The sequence below is a fragment of the Marinobacter excellens LAMA 842 genome, from assembly GCF_001574445.1.
Classification (GTDB): domain Bacteria; phylum Pseudomonadota; class Gammaproteobacteria; order Pseudomonadales; family Oleiphilaceae; genus Marinobacter; species Marinobacter shengliensis.
In genome coordinates this window covers 81,914-98,511 of the sequence record NZ_LOCO01000012.1, presented here as the reverse complement: position 1 = coordinate 98,511, position 16,598 = coordinate 81,914, and the positions used below count along the sequence as shown (strand labels likewise).

The 16,598-nt window shown below is 58.5% G+C and carries 17 protein-coding genes; 6 read left to right on the top strand and 11 right to left on the bottom strand.

Annotation, left to right across the window (positions count from 1 at the left end; all coding sequences use genetic code 11):
* Nucleotides 1–8: 8 nt before the first annotated feature.
* The 4 genes from J122_RS11775 to J122_RS11760 form a co-directional block, all read right to left on the bottom strand.
* A complete protein-coding gene (locus J122_RS11775) occupies nt 9–605 on the bottom strand; it encodes a TRAP transporter small permease (protein WP_061332498.1) in 597 nt (198 codons plus the stop codon).
* A gap of 115 nt (nt 606–720) precedes the next feature.
* Nucleotides 721–1,749: a TRAP transporter substrate-binding protein DctP gene (dctP, locus tag J122_RS11770; RefSeq protein ID WP_061332497.1), complete on the bottom strand. Its 1,029-nt coding sequence runs from the start codon at nt 1,747–1,749 to the stop codon at nt 721–723.
* Nucleotides 1,750–1,996: 247 nt separating this feature from the next.
* Entirely contained in the window at nt 1,997–2,320 is a 324-nt protein-coding gene (locus tag J122_RS11765) for a high-potential iron-sulfur protein (RefSeq protein ID WP_061332496.1), read from the bottom strand.
* A gap of 127 nt (nt 2,321–2,447) precedes the next feature.
* On the bottom strand, nt 2,448–2,987 hold the full coding sequence (locus J122_RS11760) for an alpha/beta fold hydrolase (RefSeq protein ID WP_061332495.1): 540 nt from the start codon (nt 2,985–2,987) through the stop codon (nt 2,448–2,450).
* A gap of 149 nt (nt 2,988–3,136) precedes the next feature.
* Here J122_RS11760 and J122_RS11755 point away from each other — a divergent pair, with 149 nt between their 5' ends.
* Nucleotides 3,137–3,640, top strand: coding sequence for a glutathione peroxidase (locus J122_RS11755; protein ID WP_061332508.1), 504 nt, complete (start codon nt 3,137–3,139; stop codon nt 3,638–3,640).
* On the opposite strand, the gene J122_RS11750 is transcribed toward J122_RS11755, so the two are convergent.
* The gene (locus J122_RS11750) at nt 3,607–4,626 is read right to left on the bottom strand and encodes an LLM class flavin-dependent oxidoreductase (protein ID WP_061332494.1); all 1,020 of its coding nucleotides are present in this window, start codon (nt 4,624–4,626) and stop codon (nt 3,607–3,609) included. The genes J122_RS11755 and J122_RS11750 overlap by 34 nt on opposite strands.
* Nucleotides 4,627–4,764: 138 nt before the next feature.
* Here J122_RS11750 and J122_RS11745 point away from each other — a divergent pair, with 138 nt between their 5' ends.
* Complete coding sequence (locus tag J122_RS11745; RefSeq protein ID WP_061332493.1) at nt 4,765–5,523, top strand: putative 4-mercaptohistidine N1-methyltransferase; 759 nt, start codon at nt 4,765–4,767, stop codon at nt 5,521–5,523.
* 116 nt (nt 5,524–5,639) lie between these two features.
* Here the strand turns inward: J122_RS11745 and J122_RS11740 are convergent, their stop codons facing one another.
* On the bottom strand, nt 5,640–6,425 hold the full coding sequence (locus tag J122_RS11740; RefSeq protein ID WP_061332492.1) for a GntR family transcriptional regulator: 786 nt from the start codon (nt 6,423–6,425) through the stop codon (nt 5,640–5,642).
* A gap of 218 nt (nt 6,426–6,643) precedes the next feature.
* Here J122_RS11740 and J122_RS11735 point away from each other — a divergent pair, with 218 nt between their 5' ends.
* From J122_RS11735 to J122_RS11720, 4 genes are read left to right on the top strand one after another with little or no spacing between them, the layout of a single operon-like run.
* The gene (locus J122_RS11735) at nt 6,644–8,338 is read left to right on the top strand and encodes an L-lactate permease (RefSeq protein ID WP_061332491.1); all 1,695 of its coding nucleotides are present in this window, start codon (nt 6,644–6,646) and stop codon (nt 8,336–8,338) included.
* Nucleotides 8,339–8,398: 60 nt separating this feature from the next.
* Complete coding sequence (locus J122_RS11730; protein WP_061332490.1) at nt 8,399–9,226, top strand: (Fe-S)-binding protein; 828 nt, start codon at nt 8,399–8,401, stop codon at nt 9,224–9,226.
* A complete protein-coding gene (locus tag J122_RS11725) occupies nt 9,223–10,665 on the top strand; it encodes a LutB/LldF family L-lactate oxidation iron-sulfur protein (RefSeq protein WP_061332489.1) in 1,443 nt (480 codons plus the stop codon). The genes J122_RS11730 and J122_RS11725 overlap by 4 nt, the downstream gene beginning before the upstream one ends.
* A complete protein-coding gene (locus J122_RS11720; protein ID WP_061332488.1) occupies nt 10,665–11,336 on the top strand; it encodes a LutC/YkgG family protein in 672 nt (223 codons plus the stop codon). Before J122_RS11725 ends, J122_RS11720 begins: the two co-directional genes overlap by 1 nt.
* Here J122_RS11720 and J122_RS11715 read toward each other — a convergent pair whose 3' ends face one another.
* The 5 genes from J122_RS11715 to nfsA all read right to left on the bottom strand — a co-directional run bounded on the left by J122_RS11715 (nt 11,337) and on the right by nfsA (nt 16,542).
* Complete coding sequence (locus tag J122_RS11715; RefSeq protein ID WP_061332487.1) at nt 11,337–12,734, bottom strand: NAD(P)(+) transhydrogenase (Re/Si-specific) subunit beta; 1,398 nt, start codon at nt 12,732–12,734, stop codon at nt 11,337–11,339.
* A 2-nt stretch (nt 12,735–12,736) separates the two neighbouring features.
* Nucleotides 12,737–13,024, bottom strand: a complete 288-nt coding sequence (locus J122_RS11710) for an NAD(P) transhydrogenase subunit alpha (protein WP_058092994.1) — start codon at nt 13,022–13,024, stop codon at nt 12,737–12,739.
* The gene (locus J122_RS11705) at nt 13,024–14,184 is read right to left on the bottom strand and encodes a Re/Si-specific NAD(P)(+) transhydrogenase subunit alpha (RefSeq protein ID WP_061332486.1); all 1,161 of its coding nucleotides are present in this window, start codon (nt 14,182–14,184) and stop codon (nt 13,024–13,026) included. The genes J122_RS11710 and J122_RS11705 overlap by 1 nt, the downstream gene beginning before the upstream one ends.
* A complete protein-coding gene (gene mqo, locus J122_RS11700; protein WP_061332485.1) occupies nt 14,181–15,698 on the bottom strand; it encodes a malate dehydrogenase (quinone) in 1,518 nt (505 codons plus the stop codon). Before mqo ends, J122_RS11705 begins: the two co-directional genes overlap by 4 nt.
* 106 nt (nt 15,699–15,804) lie before the next feature.
* Nucleotides 15,805–16,542 (bottom strand): oxygen-insensitive NADPH nitroreductase, encoded by a 738-nt coding sequence (gene nfsA, locus J122_RS11695; protein ID WP_061332484.1) that lies wholly within the window; start codon nt 16,540–16,542, stop codon nt 15,805–15,807.
* Between the last annotated feature and the right edge of the window lie 56 nt (nt 16,543–16,598).

Below are 16,598 nucleotides of genomic sequence, written 5' to 3'. Positions count from 1 at the left end.
CGGCTGTCTCAGACCTCGGACTCGGTATCAGCGTAGCCATCCACCACGCCGGTTGAGAGGTAGACGTCCTTGCTGGTGAGGTTCTTGATGGCTGTCAGGAAATACTGGATACCGGTAATGGCGAAACCGATGGGCGCCCAGATGTAGATGATCCAGATAGGTATGCCCAGGGCAGGCAAAATGCGGCCACGGCCATACAGAGTTTCGATGTAGCCGTAGGCGTGGTAACACAAGAAAAACATCACCACCGAGGTGAACAGGGCGATGAAGATCATCAGAACCTTGCGCGCTTTGGCGGGCAGGGCGTCGTAGACCGCAGACATCCGGATGTGGCGGCCATGGCGGGCGGCATAACCAATGCCGGCGAAGGTGATCAAGATGATCAGAATACGGTTGATCTCACCAGAGAAGAACAGCCCTTCTCCGAACACAAAACGCCCGATAACGTTGGCGCAGGTGTTGATGGCCATGAGGATAACGCCGGCGGCCAGCATGACGGCTTCAATCTTGGCGATCCATTCGTCGATGGTGCCCAGAAAGCCCGGTAGACCGGACTCATAGCTGCCGGTATCGTCTTCAACAACCTCCTGGGGATGTTCAGACATAGATTCCTCTCCAGAATCATTTGCTCCCGGCCGGTAAAGACCCCGGCGGGGCGGGGGTTAAACCAGGGCCGGACATCAAAGGGTGGCGAAGTGCCACCCTTTGAATCCTGCCGTTTTACTGTCCCTGAACGGCTTCGAGGTCGGCCTTGAACTGGTCAAGCAGTTGCTTGCCACGTTCGCCGGTCATGTTGATGAAGCGCTCTTCCACCTGCGGGGCGCGGGCGCGGAAGGCTTCAATCTGCTCGTCGTTCAGGCGGGTAACGGTAACCCGATCACTGGCTGCCTGGATTTTCTCCAGGGCTTCATCGGCCAGGCCATCGATGTGAACGATGATTTCCTCAAAGGCGTAGTCCGCAGCATCGCGAACCAGCTTTTTGTCTTCATCAGACAGGCCGTTGTAGAAATTCTGGTTCGCCATCATGGCGGTGGTGAACCAGCCGTGGCCGGTGAATACCAGGTTCGGGGATACCTCGTACAGACCACCGGATTCAATCCAGAAAATCGGGTTCTCCTGACCCTGGATCATGTTGGTCTGCAGGGCACCGTACACTTCACCCCAAGGCAGCGGCGTGGGTGTGGCACCAAAGGCGGAATAGGTTTCAGACAACAGCGGGTTAGTCATTACCCGGATTTTCTTGTTGCGGAATTCTTCCGGTGAGGTGACTGGCTCATCTACCGTGACCACCATTTCACCCTCGGGGTACATCTTCAGCAGTTCCAGGCCCTGTTCGGAATAGAGCTCCGGGAAGTCTTCGTTGATGGCCTTGGATTCCCGGAAAAACTTGATGACCGTTTCCATGTCGGTCGGCATCAGGTAGGGAATGAAGAAGATCTGTGCTTCGGGAATCAGGGAGCCGGTGAAGCCTGGTGACTGGTTTACGAAGTTGAGAATGCCAGCCTGGGTTTGCTCCATGATGTCATCAGACTCGCCCAGCTCGCCGAAGCGGAACACCTGGACCGTGTGGTCGGAATTCTCCTCAACGTATTCCTTGAATTTGTAGGCGTAAACGTCCTGAACATCACCCTCGTATTCTTCATGGGCATAGCGCCAGTTGGCTGCGTTTACCGAGTTTGCCGCAGTGATCGCTGCAAAGGCGAACGCCGAAAAACCGGCCAGTTTCCTGAATTTACTTGTGTTGCTCATCGCGCTGTCTCCGTTTGTTTTTTTGCTGAAATCCTTTGTTACATTATTAAAGACTGGCAAAACATGAGGGTTTTCGCAAGGAAATGGCCAAAATCAGATAATTCAGGCGACAGGTTTTATTGGTATCGCAAGTCTATGAATTTTCGATTTATTCGGTTTTCTGTCTTACTCAGGGGAGGAAAAAATTGAATTTTTGATGGCGGGCAGGTGGATGACAGGCGGCCTTGTGGCCGCCTGTCATGTTACGTTAACCGCCCGGTACCCAGGTGTTACACCAGCCATCGGCATTGACCAGTACATCGCTGAACTGCGGGTGGCGGCAACCGCCCCATCCCCCGGAAACTTCCCCGGCCCAAAACGCACAGTTGGAACACTTGTTTCCATCCTGATATTTCTCATGATCGCTGGTACTACCGTCGTTCACGTAGTCCAGTGCATGGCCGTCCTCCGCTCTCGGCTTCTCGGCTCGGGCTGCCGGAACGTGTGTAGCTACCCGTGCCAGTGGAACGGCAGCGACACCTAACGCGGCAGTGCGCAGGAATACCCGTCGACTTTTATTGAAATCGCTCATTGGTAACTCCTTTCTCTCTCATCATTTGTGGATTGCCCTGCCGGAACCGGGGTTCAGGCAACGGCGAGGGCAGCAGAACCACCCTACCAAAATGATTCGGTCATGCACGGCGTTTGGATGACATCGGTTAATGATGACGCGGGTTTAATCCGGTGTTCATGAGAAAGGCACGGAACTCATCAGCAACCCGGGAAACGCTGTGCTCCAGCCGGTGGTTGTCGGGTAACAGCAGGATTGGCAGGTTCTGCGCTTGCGCCAGTTCAATGACCGGCATAGGTGGCACCACGTCGTCCTGCCAACCGTGGATGATCTGGGTATGCCGAGCCTGAATGCGAGGCCGGCTTTGGGGGTAATCGGGGAGGGCCAGGGCTGGCGCCAGCAGGAAACAGCCCAGTACCGGTGTGTCTGCACTGGTTTGCGCACACACCCAGCCGCCCATGCTGGAACCGGCAAGAATGGTCCGGGCCGGGTCAGCACCCGCTGCCGCCATGGCATCTCGCATTTGCCCAAGGCGCTGGGCCGGGTCTTTGGTGCTACGATGATCAATGGCTTCAGCGTGGACGCCGGCGAACGACTCCGCCACCGTTTTAAGGGCCTGGATCTTGGTACTCCCGGGGCCGCTTTCGAGCCCATGGGAAAGAAAAACGAAAGTTTCGGGTGCAGACACGGGATTTACTCCGGTGGTTGGTCAGGAACTTTGTCGTTAAGTCGGGTTATGAGCGGATTGCCACTCGCAATCGTATTCCTTCTTGTCAGCAGAAAAGGAGTCTAACAATGCACACGACACGATGGCAGCGGTGGTCGCTGATCGCCCTTATGGTTGCTGCTTTGCCAGCATGGACCGCCGAGTGCCCCGCGTTTCTCGACCATGACCAGCGCAAGCTGCACTCCAGGGATTCCGTCAACCTGTGTGACCTGGCCGCCGGCCAGCCGATGCTGGTTGTGAACACCGCAAGCCGTTGCGGTTATACCGGCCAGTTTGAGGGGCTCGAAGCGCTGCATCAGACATTCCGCGACAAGGGCCTGGTTGTGGTGGGCTTCGCCAGCGATGATTTCCGGCAGGAGGCGAGCACCGAAGAAGAAGCCGCCGAGGTTTGTTTCGTCAACTTTGGTGTCACCTTCACGATGATCGCGCCCGGGCCGGTGACCGGTACCCAGGCGAACCCTGTGTTCCGCGAGATCAACCGTCAGAGCCAGCCGCCGCGCTGGAACTTCACCAAATACGTACTGGACCGGGACGGCAAGGTCACCGCCAGCTTCCCCAGCCGGGTTCGCCCGGACGATCCTCAGTTAATGGAAGCCATTGAAGAGGTGCTCTGATCCCGGGTTTGCGCCAGGATGTCGAGAGCATGACGGCGCTGTGCCGGGTCATAGATATCGACGGTGAACATCAGTTCGTCTACGTGGATATCCGCCAGCAGGTTATCGAGCTGTTGGCGTATGTCACCGGCGTTGCCCATCACCTGTAACCCCAGGAAATCCAGTACGCTGGCCTTCTCACCGGCATTCCACAGGCCGTCCATGGATGCAACCGGCGGTTTCATCCACAGGGGCTGGCCACGGAACAGAGACAGAATGCGCTGGTAACTGGTGGTGGCCAGAAACTTTGCCTGATCCAGGGAGTCGGCGGGGATCGCCGGTATGGCCAGCATGGCGTAGGGCTGTTCCAGTTGCTCGGAGGGTTGGAAGTTGTCCCGGTAAACCCTCAGGGCTTCCCGGTACAGCCTTGGGGCGAAGTGCCCAGCGAAGGCATAGGGCAGGCCCCGCGCTGCTGCCAGCTGGGCGCTGAACAGGCTTGAGCCCAGAAGCCAGATGGGCACCTCGGTGCCCGCCCCGGGAATCGCCTTGACCGGTTGGCCCGGTTGCAGGGGGCCGAGCAGGCTTTGCAGGCGGGCCACATCTTCCGGGAACTGTTCTGCTCCCAGGCCTTCACGGCGCAGCGCCCTGGCCGTGATCGGGTCGGTACCCGGTGCCCGGCCAAGGCCAAGGTCAATGCGCCCCGGATAAAGGCATTCCAGGGTGCCAAACTGTTCAGCGACCACCAACGGCGGGTGATTGGGCAGCATGACGCCGCCAGAGCCAACCCGAATGGTGTTGGTTCGGCCAGCGATATGACCCACCAGCACAGACGTGGCGGAACTGGATATGCCCTCCATGTTGTGGTGTTCGGCCAGCCAGAACCGCTTGAAGCCCAGTGTTTCGGCATGTTGGGCGTAGGCAACACTGTTTGCCAGCGTGGTGCTCACCGAATCACCTTCGCGGACGGAGGCCAGTTCGAGCAGGGAATAATCGGGCAGGGTAGGCATAGTTCTCCGATATGATGAGCTTCGAGACCACTGACAGTGGTGTTTCTTATGTGTATTTTCAAGGATAGTCGAGATTGACTTCCTTTCGTCTGGAACATCCACGTCCCGAATTAAGTGGCTCTCTACTAGGAGAAATAGGTGAACAATCCCAGCGATTATTATGAAAACGATACCACCCTGGCCCAGTATCTGGAGTTTCACTTTGGTGAATCCTGGCATGGCGAGGCGAATTTCCCGAAAGAGCTGGCGGAGGCTGCCCTGGAGGCACTGAATGGCCGTGAAACCTGTCGGGCGCTGGATATCGGCTGTGCGGTGGGGCGAACCACGCTGGAACTGGCCCGCCATTTTGATCATGTCGATGGCGTCGATTTTTCCCAGACCTTTGTGAACACCTGCCGGGATGTTGTGGCCAGCGGTAGGGCCCGCTACGCCAGGCCGGAAGAGGGTGAGCTGGTCAGTTATCAGGAGCGCTCACTGGCGGCACTGGGTCTGGCAGAAGCGGCTCAACGCGTCGCTTTCCACCAGGGCGATGCCTGCGATCTGGGGCAGGACTACCGGGATTATGATCTGGTGCTGGCGGGTAACCTGATCGACCGGTTATACAAGCCGTCCCTGTTTCTTGAAACCATCCACGAGCGGATCAATGATCTGGGTTTGCTGGTGATCGCATCACCTTACACCTGGCTGGAAGACTACACGCCGAAATCCGAGTGGGTGGGCGGTTACCTGAAAAACGGTGAGCCTTTCACCACGCTCGACGGCCTGAAGGATATGCTGGCGTCTCATTTCAAGTTGTTGGGCGAGCCACGAAGCCTACCGTTCGTGATCCGGGAAACCCGTAACAAATTCCAGCACAGCTTTTCAGAACTGACCATCTGGGAAAAGTTGCCGGCCTGACGAGCGCTGTCACTGAACGGTCATGTTCGGGTGTTAATTTAAAGACTCATCAGGACGACACGCATTGTGTTGGTGCATCGTGTGAATACTTTGGCCGGGGAACTCCCCCGGCTTTTTTATGCCTGCTCGTCAGCGTTGTGCCGTTCCCGGCGCAAGGCCCGCTGTTTGCGCCGTTCGTTTTCCGAGTGTTCCGAGATGGTCTGCTGGACAAACTCGATGTGGTGGCCGGCAATGGCCCGGGCATCCTCGGCCCTTCCTTCCATGATTGCCTGAAACAGCCGGGAATGCTGGTCTACCAGGCCCTGCCGGGTTTTGGCGGCCCTGGCATACATGCCGCCGATGTTGGTCACAATGTTGTTCTTGAGCATGTTGAACAGGTTACGCATGGTGTGCATCAGCACCACATTATGGCTGGCCTCGGCGATGGCCATGTGGAAGCGGGCGTCCGCTGCGCCTTCGGCTTCCAGGTTGTTGCCGGAGCTGTCACGGTAACAGGCATCCAGGGCGGTCCAGGCTTGAGTGAGGTACTGGCGGTCAACTTCGGTGGCTCTTTGCGCTGCGTAAAAGGCGCAGTCTGCTTCCAGCGTGCGGCGAAATTCCAGCAGGTCGCGATGGGCTTCCGGGTGCGTCTCCAGCAACTTGATCAGTGGGTCACTGAAACTGGCACCCAGCGTTTCGGTGACAAAGTTGCCCCCTCCCTGGCGGCTGTGGAGCAGGCCTTTGGCGGCCAGTTTCTGGATTGCTTCTCTCAACGATGGCCGGGACACACCGAATTGCTCTGCCAGCACCCGCTCCGGAGGTAACTGCTGGCCCGGTTGCAATGTGCCTTCCAGAATCATGGTTTCCAGTTGCTCAACGATGGTGTCGGCGAGGCGCCTGGGCGCCACCTGATTGATGGCCATGTACGGCTCCGGTTGATAAATAAATTGGTCTTACCAATAAATATTAGCCTGCTTTGTTCTTGTTTTCCCAGTAAAACCCATAGGCAATTAGACGAATGTCGAACGCTCTGCTTTTGACAGCCCAAAGGGTGTTCAAATAACGTACTTGGACAGACTTGTAAATTGGTATTACCAATTATCCAAAAATAGTATCCAACAACAATACTCTGGAGAAAATCATGTCGTCCGGATTGCTCGCCCTGTTGGCATTTGCCCCGATTCTGCTGGCCGGAATCCTTCTGATTGGCCTGCGTTGGCCTGCCCGCCGCGCCATGCCCGTGGTGTTCCTGGTCACTGCGCTGATCGGTTACAGCGCCTGGGATATGACCCTGAACCGTATTCTGGCCTCCACCCTGCAGGGTCTGGTGATTACCATTGGACTGCTGTGGATTATCTTCGGCGCTATTTTACTGCTGAACACGCTGAAACATTCGGGGGCCATCACCACCATTCGGGCGGGCTTTACCAACATCACCCCGGACCGCCGTATTCAGGCGATTATCATTGTCTGGCTGTTCGGCAGCTTCATCGAAGGCGCCTCCGGCTTCGGCACGCCGGCGGCCATTGCCGCGCCTCTGCTGGTGGCTGTGGGCTTCCCGGCCATGGCGGCTGTGATGCTGGGCATGATGGTGCAGAGCACGCCGGTGTCCTTTGGTGCCGTGGGCACCCCGGTGGTGGTTGGTGTAACCACGGGTCTCGACCGTGCCACGATTACCGAGCGACTGGAGGCTCTGGGCTCCAACTGGGATGCGTACCTGCAGCTGATCACCTCGGAAGTGGCCATCACCCACGCCGTTGTCGGTGTGGTTATGCCGTTGCTGATGGTGACCATGATGACCCGCTTCTTCGGCAAGAACAAAAGCTGGAAAGAAGGATTGGAGGTGCTCCCGTTTGCCCTGTTTGCCGGCGTTGCCTTTGTTGTGCCCTATGCGCTGACCGGTGTGATTCTGGGGCCGGAGTTCCCGTCTCTGCTGGGTGGCCTGATTGGCCTGGCGATCGTGACCATGGCGGCGAAAAAAGGCTTCCTTATGCCCAAAAACGCCTGGGATTTTGCCGACCGCAAGGACTGGCCCTCCGAGTGGCTGGGCAGTATCGAGATGAAACTCGAAGACATCGCGGCCAAGCCCATGAGCGGTTTCCGCGCCTGGGTGCCCTACGTACTGGTGGGCGTCGTGCTGGTACTGAGCCGGACCGTCGACCCGATCAAACAGGCCTTCACCAGCGTTGGTGTATCGTTCTCGAATATTCTGGGTGAGGCAGGCATCAATGCCGGTGTTCAGCCTCTTTACCTGCCGGGCGGTATCCTGGTGATGGTTGTTCTGGCAACCTTCTTCATTCACCGCATGAGCGCTCGTGCCCTTGGGAATGCCGTCAAGGAATCCAGTGGTGTGCTGTTGAGCGCAGGCTTTGTTCTTCTGTTTACGGTGCCGATGGTGCGGATCCTGATCAACTCGGGCGTTAACATGTCCGATTTGCCCAGTATGCCGCTGGCCATGGCCACCTGGGCCGCCGATGCCGTGGGTGGTATCTATCCGCTGCTGGCACCGACCGTGGGTGCGCTGGGTGCCTTTCTGGCGGGTTCCAACACCGTATCCAACATGATGTTCAGTCAGTTCCAGTTTGGTGTCGCTGAAAGCCTCGGCCTGTCCACCGCCCTGATGGTGGCGGTGCAGGCCGTGGGTGCCGCTGCCGGTAACATGGTGGCCATTCATAACGTGGTGGCCGCCTCAGCCACGGTGGGGCTGTTGGGCCGTGAAGGACAGACCCTGCGCAAGACTGTGTGGCCGACCCTATACTACCTCTTGGCGACCGGTTTGATTGCACTGCTGGCGGCCTATGGCCTGGGTGTAATGGACCCGTTAATGAGCCGGTAACGCTGACATAACAATGACGGGCGGGCGGCCGGTGGCCGTATCGCCCGGAGGCAATGACTGATGAGTGAGCTGTTCTACGATGCCGCCCCCAACGCCACCCGTGTGGCTCCGGAGCGCCCCAAGCCCCGGACCTACTCGGCAAAGCCGGCCGAGGTCACGCTGTTTGGTACCTGCGTGGTGGATTTGTTCTTCCCCGAGGCCGGGCTGGACGCCATCCGCCTGCTGGAACGGGAGGGTATTCGCGTACATTTTCCGCAGGCGCAGTCTTGCTGCGGCCAGCCGGCCTGGACCTCTGGTTACGTGAATGAGGCCCGGGAGGTGGCGCGGGCACAGCTCAATCTGCTGGATAATGGCTTGCCGGTGGTGGTGCCTTCCGGTTCCTGTGCCGGCATGTTCCGGCAGCATTATCATGAAGTGTTTGCCGAAGAGCCGGATACCCTCGAGCGTGTTGAAAGCCTGGCCGAGCGCACGTTCGAGCTGACCGAATTCCTGTTGCATGTATGTAAAGTGGACTGGCAGGACCTGGGCCAGCCCACGCAGATTGCCCTGCACACCTCCTGCTCTGCCCGTCGGGAAATGAACACTCACGTGCACGCCCGAGAGCTGCTGGGAAAACTGGCCAACGTGCAGCGGTTGGACCACGACCATGAAAGCGAGTGCTGTGGTTTCGGTGGTACGTTCTCGGTGCGCATGCCGGAAGTCTCCGGCGCCATGGTGCTGGACAAAACCCGTTCGCTACGGGAGTCCGGCGCGGTGGAAATGGTCACCGCCGATGGTGGCTGCCTGCTCAACATCAATGGCTCCCTGGAAAAACAGCAACAGGCCTTCCGGGGCCGGCATCTGGCCAGCTTCCTGTGGGAGCGGGTCAGTGGTGAGGTGACGCCATGAGCCAGCGCATACCCATTAAGGAGCTGACCGACAGCTTCCGTGGCCGCGCTGTGGGTGCCCTGGCGGACGACCAGCTGCGCACCAACTTCCGGGTGGCTATGGATTCGCTGATGAAAAAGCGCGCCGATGCTTTCCCGGATGAAGACGAGCGCGAAGGCTTGCGGGAACTGGGTAACCACATCAAGGCCCGGGCCCTGTCCCGGTTGCCGGATTTACTGGAGCAGCTGGAAGCCAAACTGACCGCCAACGGTGTCAAGGTCCACTGGGCCGAGACCACCGAAGAGGCCAACCGGATTGTCCACTCCATCATTGAGGCGAAGCAGGGCTCTCAGGTGGTGAAGGGCAAGTCCATGGTCAGCGAAGAAATGGAGATGAACGACTACCTGGCCGAACGCAACATCGAGTGCCTGGAGTCCGACATGGGCGAGTACATCGTCCAGCTGGATGGCGAAAAGCCCTCCCACATCATCATGCCGGCGATTCACAAGAACCGCTTTCAGGTCTCCAAACTGTTCCACGACAAACTGGGCGTGGATGAGACCGAGGATGTGAACGAACTGATCCAGATTGGCCGCCGCACCCTGCGCCAGAAATTCCTTGAAGCGGATGTCGGGGTCTCCGGCGTCAACTTCGCCATTGCCGAAACCGGCACCTTGCTGCTGGTGGAGAACGAAGGCAATGGCCGCATGAGCACCACGGCGCCGCCAGTGCACATTGCCGTCACCGGCATCGAAAAAGTGGTGGAGAACCTGCGGGACGTGGTGCCCCTGTTGTCCTTGCTGACCCGTTCCGCATTGGGCCAGCCCATCACCACCTACGTGAACATGATTTCCGGCCCCCGCAAGGCGGATGAGCTGGATGGTCCGGAAGAAGTGCATCTGGTGTTGCTGGACAATGGTCGCAGCGGCGCTTTCGCCGATGCCCAACTGCGCCAGACATTAAACTGTATCCGCTGCGGCGCGTGCATGAACCATTGCCCGGTGTATACCCGGGTGGGCGGCCATACCTACGGTGAGGTGTATCCGGGGCCGATCGGCAAGATCATTACGCCGCACATGGTGGGCTTGCATAAGGTGCCCGACCATCCCAGCGCGTCGTCATTGTGTGGTGCCTGTGGCGAAGTGTGCCCGGTGAAGATTCCGATTCCGGAAATGCTGCAGCGATTGCGGCAGGAAAACGTGAAAAGCCCGGCGGAGCAGCCGAAAGTGAAAGATGGCGGTGCCAAATACTCCCGCAAGGAGCGGGCGATCTGGCGCTTCTGGGCAAGACTGAACACGTCGCCGGTGTTCTACTGGTTGTTCCTGTGGGGCGCGACCCGCTTGCGCAAGCTGGCACCGAAAAACGTCGGCCCATGGACCGAGAACCACTCAGCACCGGTGCCGGCCCGCCGGTCGTTGCACGATCTGGCCAAAGCCCATCTGAATCAGGGGGATCGGTGATGAGCGCTCGCAGCAATATTCTGAACAAACTTCGTGCCGGCCTGGCCGGCACCACGCCCCGGCCTGATGATTTTGACGAGGGTCTGGTTACAACTCCCTGGCAGTACGCCCCGGAAGACCGGATTACCCGCCTGCGCACTTTGATGGAAGCGGTACACACCGAGGTTCATCAGGTCACCAGCGCCCAGTGGCCTGCCAAAGTGCAGGAATTGCTGGAGAGCCGAGGTCTGGGCAACCTGCTATATGCCCCAGGCACCGCCCATGGCAGACAGCTGGCGGTGCACTGGCAGAGGAGCAGTGCGAAAGTTCAGTTGATGGTCTACGACCGGCCCATCGAGGAATGGAAAGATGAGTTGTTCTGGAAGGTGGATGCCAGCATAACCGGTACTGTGGGCGGCATTGCAGCCACCGGGTCCCTGGTGCTCTGGCCGGACCGTCATGAACCGCGCCTGATGAGCCTGCTGCCGCCGTTGCACATAGCCCTGCTCAAGGCCAGTGAGGTGGAAGATAACCTGTACGGGATGATGCAAAAACACAACTGGTCCGCGGGTTTGCCCACGAACCTGTTGCTGGTCTCCGGCCCGTCCAAGACTGCGGATATCGAGCAGGTGCTGGCTTACGGTGCCCATGGCCCGAAAGAGCTGGTGGTCCTCATCCTTGAGGACGCCTGATCAGAGATCTTTGATTGCGGTGGTGGTTGCCTGAAGTACTTCCTTGGCATCACCTTTCACCATCAGGCTGTTGTCCCGAATGAACAGGCCGTTGGGAATGCCCGCGAAGCCGGCGGACAGGCTTCGCTTGACCACGACCACGGTTTTTGCCTTGTGAACATCCAGGATCGGCATGCCGAAGATGGGAGAGTTCGGATCTTCGGCGGCGGCCGGGTTCACCACGTCATTGGCCCCCAGAACGATGGCCACATCGGCCTGAGGCAGTTCCGGATTGATCGCCTCCATATCTTTCAGCTGATCATAGGGAATCTCAGCTTCCGCCAGCAGCACATTCATGTGCCCCGGCATGCGCCCGGCAACCGGGTGAATGGCGTAGCTGACTTTGGCACCACGGCCCTCAAGCTGGTTGGCCAGTTCCTTGACCGCGTGCTGGGCCTGCGCCACCGCCAGGCCATAACCCGGCACCATGACCACATTGCGGGCGCCGTCCAGCAGCAGGGCCAGATCGTCAGGCGTGGCGTATTTCACCTTGCCATCGTAGAACTCGCCTTCGTCCTGCTTGCTGGCGCTGTTGCCAGTGGCGCCGAAGACGCCACCGAATAGCACGTTGGGCAGGGAACGGTTCATGGCTTTGCACATGATGGCCGTCAGGATCAGCCCCGATGCACCCACCAGGGAACCGGTGATGATCAGCCCCTGGTTGCCCAGCACAAAACCGGTTGCGGCGCCGGCGAGCCCCGAGTAGGCGTTCAACAGTGCCACCACCACCGGCATATCGGCACCGCCAATCGGCTGGACCAGCCCAACCCCGAGCAGGAGGCAAAGGCCGATAAGTGCAGCCAGTGCCAGTGGGCTGGTGCTGGCTTCGGTCGTGAACAGAACGGCACCAATCAGAGCTGCGACCAGTGTGATCAGTGTGACGCTGTGCCACAGGCGGTTATTGCGACTATCACCAAGGTTGCCTTTCAGCTTCAGCACCGCCACCACCGAGCCGGTCAATGTCACGGAACCAATAATGATTGAGACAAGAATCGCTGCCGTCCAGCCACTGTTGCCGGCGCCGGACACGGCCACGGTCTGCATCCAGGTGCTGGCGGCCACCGCGACCGACGCGCCCCCGCCAATACCGTTCAGGCTGGCCACCAGTTCAGGCATTTCGGTGGTGGCGGTGCGCCTGGCCAGCCAGATACCGATGCTGCCGCCCAGAATCATACCGGCGAGGATAGCGGCGTAGTTAATGATTCCCTGGTGCAACAGGGCGGAGACAACGGCGATCAGCATACCGATTGCGGCGATCTGGTTGCCGCGAACCGCGGTTTTCGGGCGGGTCATGCCTTTAATGCCAAGAATGAAGCAAACCGCCGCAGCCAGGTAAGACAGGTTGATTAATGCAAACATGATTATCCCTTTCGCTTAAACATATTCAGCATGCGATCTGTAACCATGAAGCCGGCTACAATGTTGATGCTTGCCAGAGTCACAGCAATAAAACCGAGCACGCCGGCAACATTGGGAGAGAGGTCCGAACTGCCAGCGCTGATGATGGCGCCCACGATGACGATCCCGGAAATGGCGTTGGTGCCACTCATCAATGGCGTGTGGAGTGTTGGTGGCACCTTGTTGATCAGTTCAATGCCAACAAACAGTGCCAGAATGAAAATGGTGAAGCTGAGGACAAACAGTTCCATCAGGCGGTTTCCTTGCTTTCGGTGGGTTCGTTTTTTGGGGCGGAAGGCTCAGCGCCGTGAAGCACCTGTCCGCCCTGGGTGACCAGGGTTGCGGACACAATGTCGTCGTCAAAGTTGGGGACAAGCTGCCCGGCTTTGGTCATGTTGAGAAGGAAGGCGGTTATGTTCCTGGTCAGCAGTTGGGAGGCATGAACCGGCACCCGGGAAGGGTGGTTGGCGTGCCCGACAAGTGTTACCCCATCCACCACGATTTTTTTATTCAGTACGGTGCCCTCTACGTTGCCACCTTTATCGGCCACCAGGTCGACAATCACCGAGCCACTCTTCATGCGATGAATCATGTCGCTGTTAATCAGTTTCGGTGCCTGTTTGCCTGGAACCGCCGCGGTCGTGACCACCATATCCGCCCGTGCAACACAATCTGCCAGTTGCTGGCGCTGTGCTGTATAGAAGGCTTCGCTCTGGGCTTTTGCATAGCCGCTGTCGCCGGAGGTCTCCGATGATGGCACCTGAATTTCGATAAAATCGGCTCCCAGGCTCTGAACCTGCTCTTTTACTTCTGGTCGCAGATCGTAAGCCTCGACTACGGCGCCCAGGCGCCGCGCGGTAGCGATGGCCATCAATCCGGCGACGCCGGCACCGATGACAAGCACCCGGGCCGGGTGAATGGTGCCGGCGGCGGTCATCAGCATCGGGAAGTATCGTGGCAGTGCCATGGCGCCGCTGAGCACGGCTCGATAGCCACTGATGCCGGCCATGGCACTCAGCACATCCATCGGCTGCGCCCGGGTTGTTCTGGGCACGAGGTCTAGCGCAAATGCCTGTACTTTTCTGGACGCAAACCGCTCCAGAAGTGGCTTGTTGAACCATGGGTTCAGCAAGCTGATGATCGTACTCCCTTCCTGAATAAGCTCGGCTTCCTCAAGGGAGGGGGCAAGCACTTTCAGAATGACGGATGCTTGCCGATACAGGGCACTGGCATCGTCAGCGATGATTGCGCCGGCATGGCGATAATCGTCATCGGTAAAGTGTGCGGCCAATCCAGCGCCGCTTTCGACGATGACTTCGTAGCCAGCTTCGAGCAGCGTCGAAACACCGGTTGGTATGATAGCGACCCGGTTCTCATTCGGGACTCGCTCTCGGGGTATGCCAATCATCATGCGTAAAGGCTCCGTTCAGTTTGAGTGTTTTCCATACCATTACCCAATGCCAGGGTGCTGAGGGTGTGCTTTCGGATGTCTGCCAGAAGCTGGTGATCCTGCTGCAGCGACTGGCCGTAGCTGGGGATCAGTGCCTGAAGGGTTTGTAGGGAGGCGCCCTGAACCAGTTCGGGCAGGCAGCGCTCTATCACATCGAGCATGGCGGCGACGCAGGTGGACGCGCCGGGCGAGGCGCCCAGCAGGGCTGCCAGACTGCCATCGCTGGTGCTCAGGACTTCCGTGCCGAACTCCAGTGAACCGCGGCCTTGGCTATCGGGTTTGATGATTTGCACCCGTTGCCCGGCTCTCACCAGCGCCCAGGCGTCGGGATCAATGTCCGGGATAAAACGCTGCAGTTGCTCAAGGCGAGATGATTTCGGGCTGAGCGACTCCTTGATCAGATAGCGGGTCAGTGGCCAGTTGTGGATAGCCACATCAAGCAGCGGCTTCAGGTTGTGGTGTCTTACCGACCGAACCAGATCCATCACGCCACCTTCTTTGAGAAAGCGTGTCGTGAAACCGGCGAAGGGACCGAACAGCAGAGCAGCCTTACCGTTGATAAAACGGGTATCGAGGTGCGGAACAGACATGGGCGGAGCACCCACCGGGGCCTGACTGTAGACTTTGGCGTTGTGCTGGAGTGCCAGGCTCTGGTCATTGCAAGCCAGCCATAGCCCGGAAACGGGGAAGCCGCCATACCCGCGGGCTTCCTGAACCCCCGCTTTTTGCAACAGGGGCAGCGCGGCGCCACCGGCGCCGATAAAGACAAAGCGGGCCGTGAGAACCTGTTGTTCGCCACTTTCATAATTGGTAAGCGTCACCCGCCATCCGCGGTTGTGACGTTCAAGCCCCGTCACCCGGCACTGAAGGCGGATGTCGCAGGCCCCGGACTGGGTGAGTGAACGCCCCAGCAGGCGGGTCAGCGAGCCGAAATTGACATCACTGCCATGCGTTACGCGGGTGGCTGCCGAGGGTGTGAATGTTTGCCGCGCTCCGTGGATCAGAGGCAGCCAGTCTGAGAGTGTCGAATCCTGATCGGTGAATTCCATACCCCGGAAAAGTGGGTGAGCCTGCAGGGCGCGGTGCCTGGCGCGCAGGAACCGGCATTCGTCCTGGCCTTGCACCCAACTGAGGTGCGGAACGCTGCGGATAAAGTCGTCAGGCCCCGGCAGCAGGCCTTTTTCGACGAGTGAACTCCAGAATTGAAGGGATATTTCAAACCGCTCATTGATGGCCAGAGCCCTGTCAATGGCGACGCTACCATCACCCTGCGCCGGGGTATAGTTGAGCTCGCAGTAGCCGGCGTGACCGGTTCCGGCATTGTTCCAGGCGTCGGAGCTCTCGCCGGCCAATTGCCGACCCTGCTCGACCAGTGTCATCGAGCGCGAGCTGTCCAGCTGTGAAATAAGAGACGCCAGCGTAATGCTCATTACGCCGCCGCCAATCAGAAGTACATCTGTATCGAAGCTCGCCATAGTATGACCCTTTCGGTAGCAAACGAATAAAAGGGTGCATACTTTAGTCGAACGTCTGGTTCGTAAAAATCGTGTTTCTTGGTATTAAAGGATCGAAAAAACCGATCTATTTCAGGCCGAAGCCTCTTTTATTCAGGAACTCCTTCATGTGCGGCCGAAGCTTGCTGGTAAACAGCGGCTTAAGCTGCTCGGACCAGTTGGTGTCCTTGTTGCCTCCGGTGCGCTCGCGGTAATAGCGGGCCATGGTGTCGTCGAAGCGGGCCACCAGGTGTTCATCCTGTGAATCGTCGTAAGCATCCTGTTTCAAGATGGCGGCCAGGGGCAGGCGCGGCTTAACTTCCGGTTGCTGGTCGGGATAGCCGAGGCACAGGCCAAATACCGGGTACACATGCTCCGGCAGCTTGAGCAGATCGCTCACTTCCTGCGGGTTGTTGCGAATACCGCCAATGTAGCAGATACCCAGTCCTTCCGATTCCGCCGCTACCACCACATTCTGGGCAATCAGAGCGGCATCAATGCTGGCCACCAGCAGTTGCTCGGTCATACCGCGAATCACATCCGCACCGGCTTTCTCTGCCGATTCGGTCGCCCGCTTCATATCTGCGCAGAACACCAGGAAATCCGAGCAGCTTTCCACATAAGTCTGGCCCCCGGCCAGTTCTGCCAGTTTCCGCCGGCTTTCCGGGTTGACCACATGAATAATGGTGTAGGCCTGGACATGGTTGGAGGTAGCTGCGCATTGTCCGGCACGGATCAGGTCTTCAAACAGTTCCCGGGGAATCTGCTGATCCTTGAATTTGCGGATGGAGCGATGGGATTTCAGGAGTTCAATGGTCGGATTCATAGGACCTCATCTGCTGCGGGTAAAGGCAGACGATAGCTTGCTTATCAGGATTGGCA

Bases quoted from the DNA above. Each gene is read 5' to 3' on its own strand.
- J122_RS11775 (WP_061332498.1), bottom strand. From the start codon at position 605: ATGTCTGAACATCCCCAGGAGGTTGTTGAAGACGATACCGGCAGCTAT.
- dctP (WP_061332497.1), bottom strand. From the start codon at position 1,749: ATGAGCAACACAAGTAAATTCAGGAAACTGGCCGGTTTTTCGGCGTTC.
- J122_RS11765 (WP_061332496.1), bottom strand. From the start codon at position 2,320: ATGAGCGATTTCAATAAAAGTCGACGGGTATTCCTGCGCACTGCCGCG.
- J122_RS11755 (WP_061332508.1), top strand. From the start codon at position 3,137: ATGGTTGCTGCTTTGCCAGCATGGACCGCCGAGTGCCCCGCGTTTCTC.
- J122_RS11750 (WP_061332494.1), bottom strand. From the start codon at position 4,626: ATGCCTACCCTGCCCGATTATTCCCTGCTCGAACTGGCCTCCGTCCGC.
- J122_RS11740 (WP_061332492.1), bottom strand. From the start codon at position 6,425: ATGGCCATCAATCAGGTGGCGCCCAGGCGCCTCGCCGACACCATCGTT.
- J122_RS11735 (WP_061332491.1), top strand. From the start codon at position 6,644: ATGTCGTCCGGATTGCTCGCCCTGTTGGCATTTGCCCCGATTCTGCTG.
- J122_RS11730 (WP_061332490.1), top strand. From the start codon at position 8,399: ATGAGTGAGCTGTTCTACGATGCCGCCCCCAACGCCACCCGTGTGGCT.
- J122_RS11725 (WP_061332489.1), top strand. From the start codon at position 9,223: ATGAGCCAGCGCATACCCATTAAGGAGCTGACCGACAGCTTCCGTGGC.
- J122_RS11720 (WP_061332488.1), top strand. From the start codon at position 10,665: ATGAGCGCTCGCAGCAATATTCTGAACAAACTTCGTGCCGGCCTGGCC.
- J122_RS11715 (WP_061332487.1), bottom strand. From the start codon at position 12,734: ATGTTTGCATTAATCAACCTGTCTTACCTGGCTGCGGCGGTTTGCTTC.
- J122_RS11710 (WP_058092994.1), bottom strand. From the start codon at position 13,024: ATGGAACTGTTTGTCCTCAGCTTCACCATTTTCATTCTGGCACTGTTT.
- J122_RS11705 (WP_061332486.1), bottom strand. From the start codon at position 14,184: ATGATGATTGGCATACCCCGAGAGCGAGTCCCGAATGAGAACCGGGTC.
- mqo (WP_061332485.1), bottom strand. From the start codon at position 15,698: ATGGCGAGCTTCGATACAGATGTACTTCTGATTGGCGGCGGCGTAATG.
- nfsA (WP_061332484.1), bottom strand. From the start codon at position 16,542: ATGAATCCGACCATTGAACTCCTGAAATCCCATCGCTCCATCCGCAAA.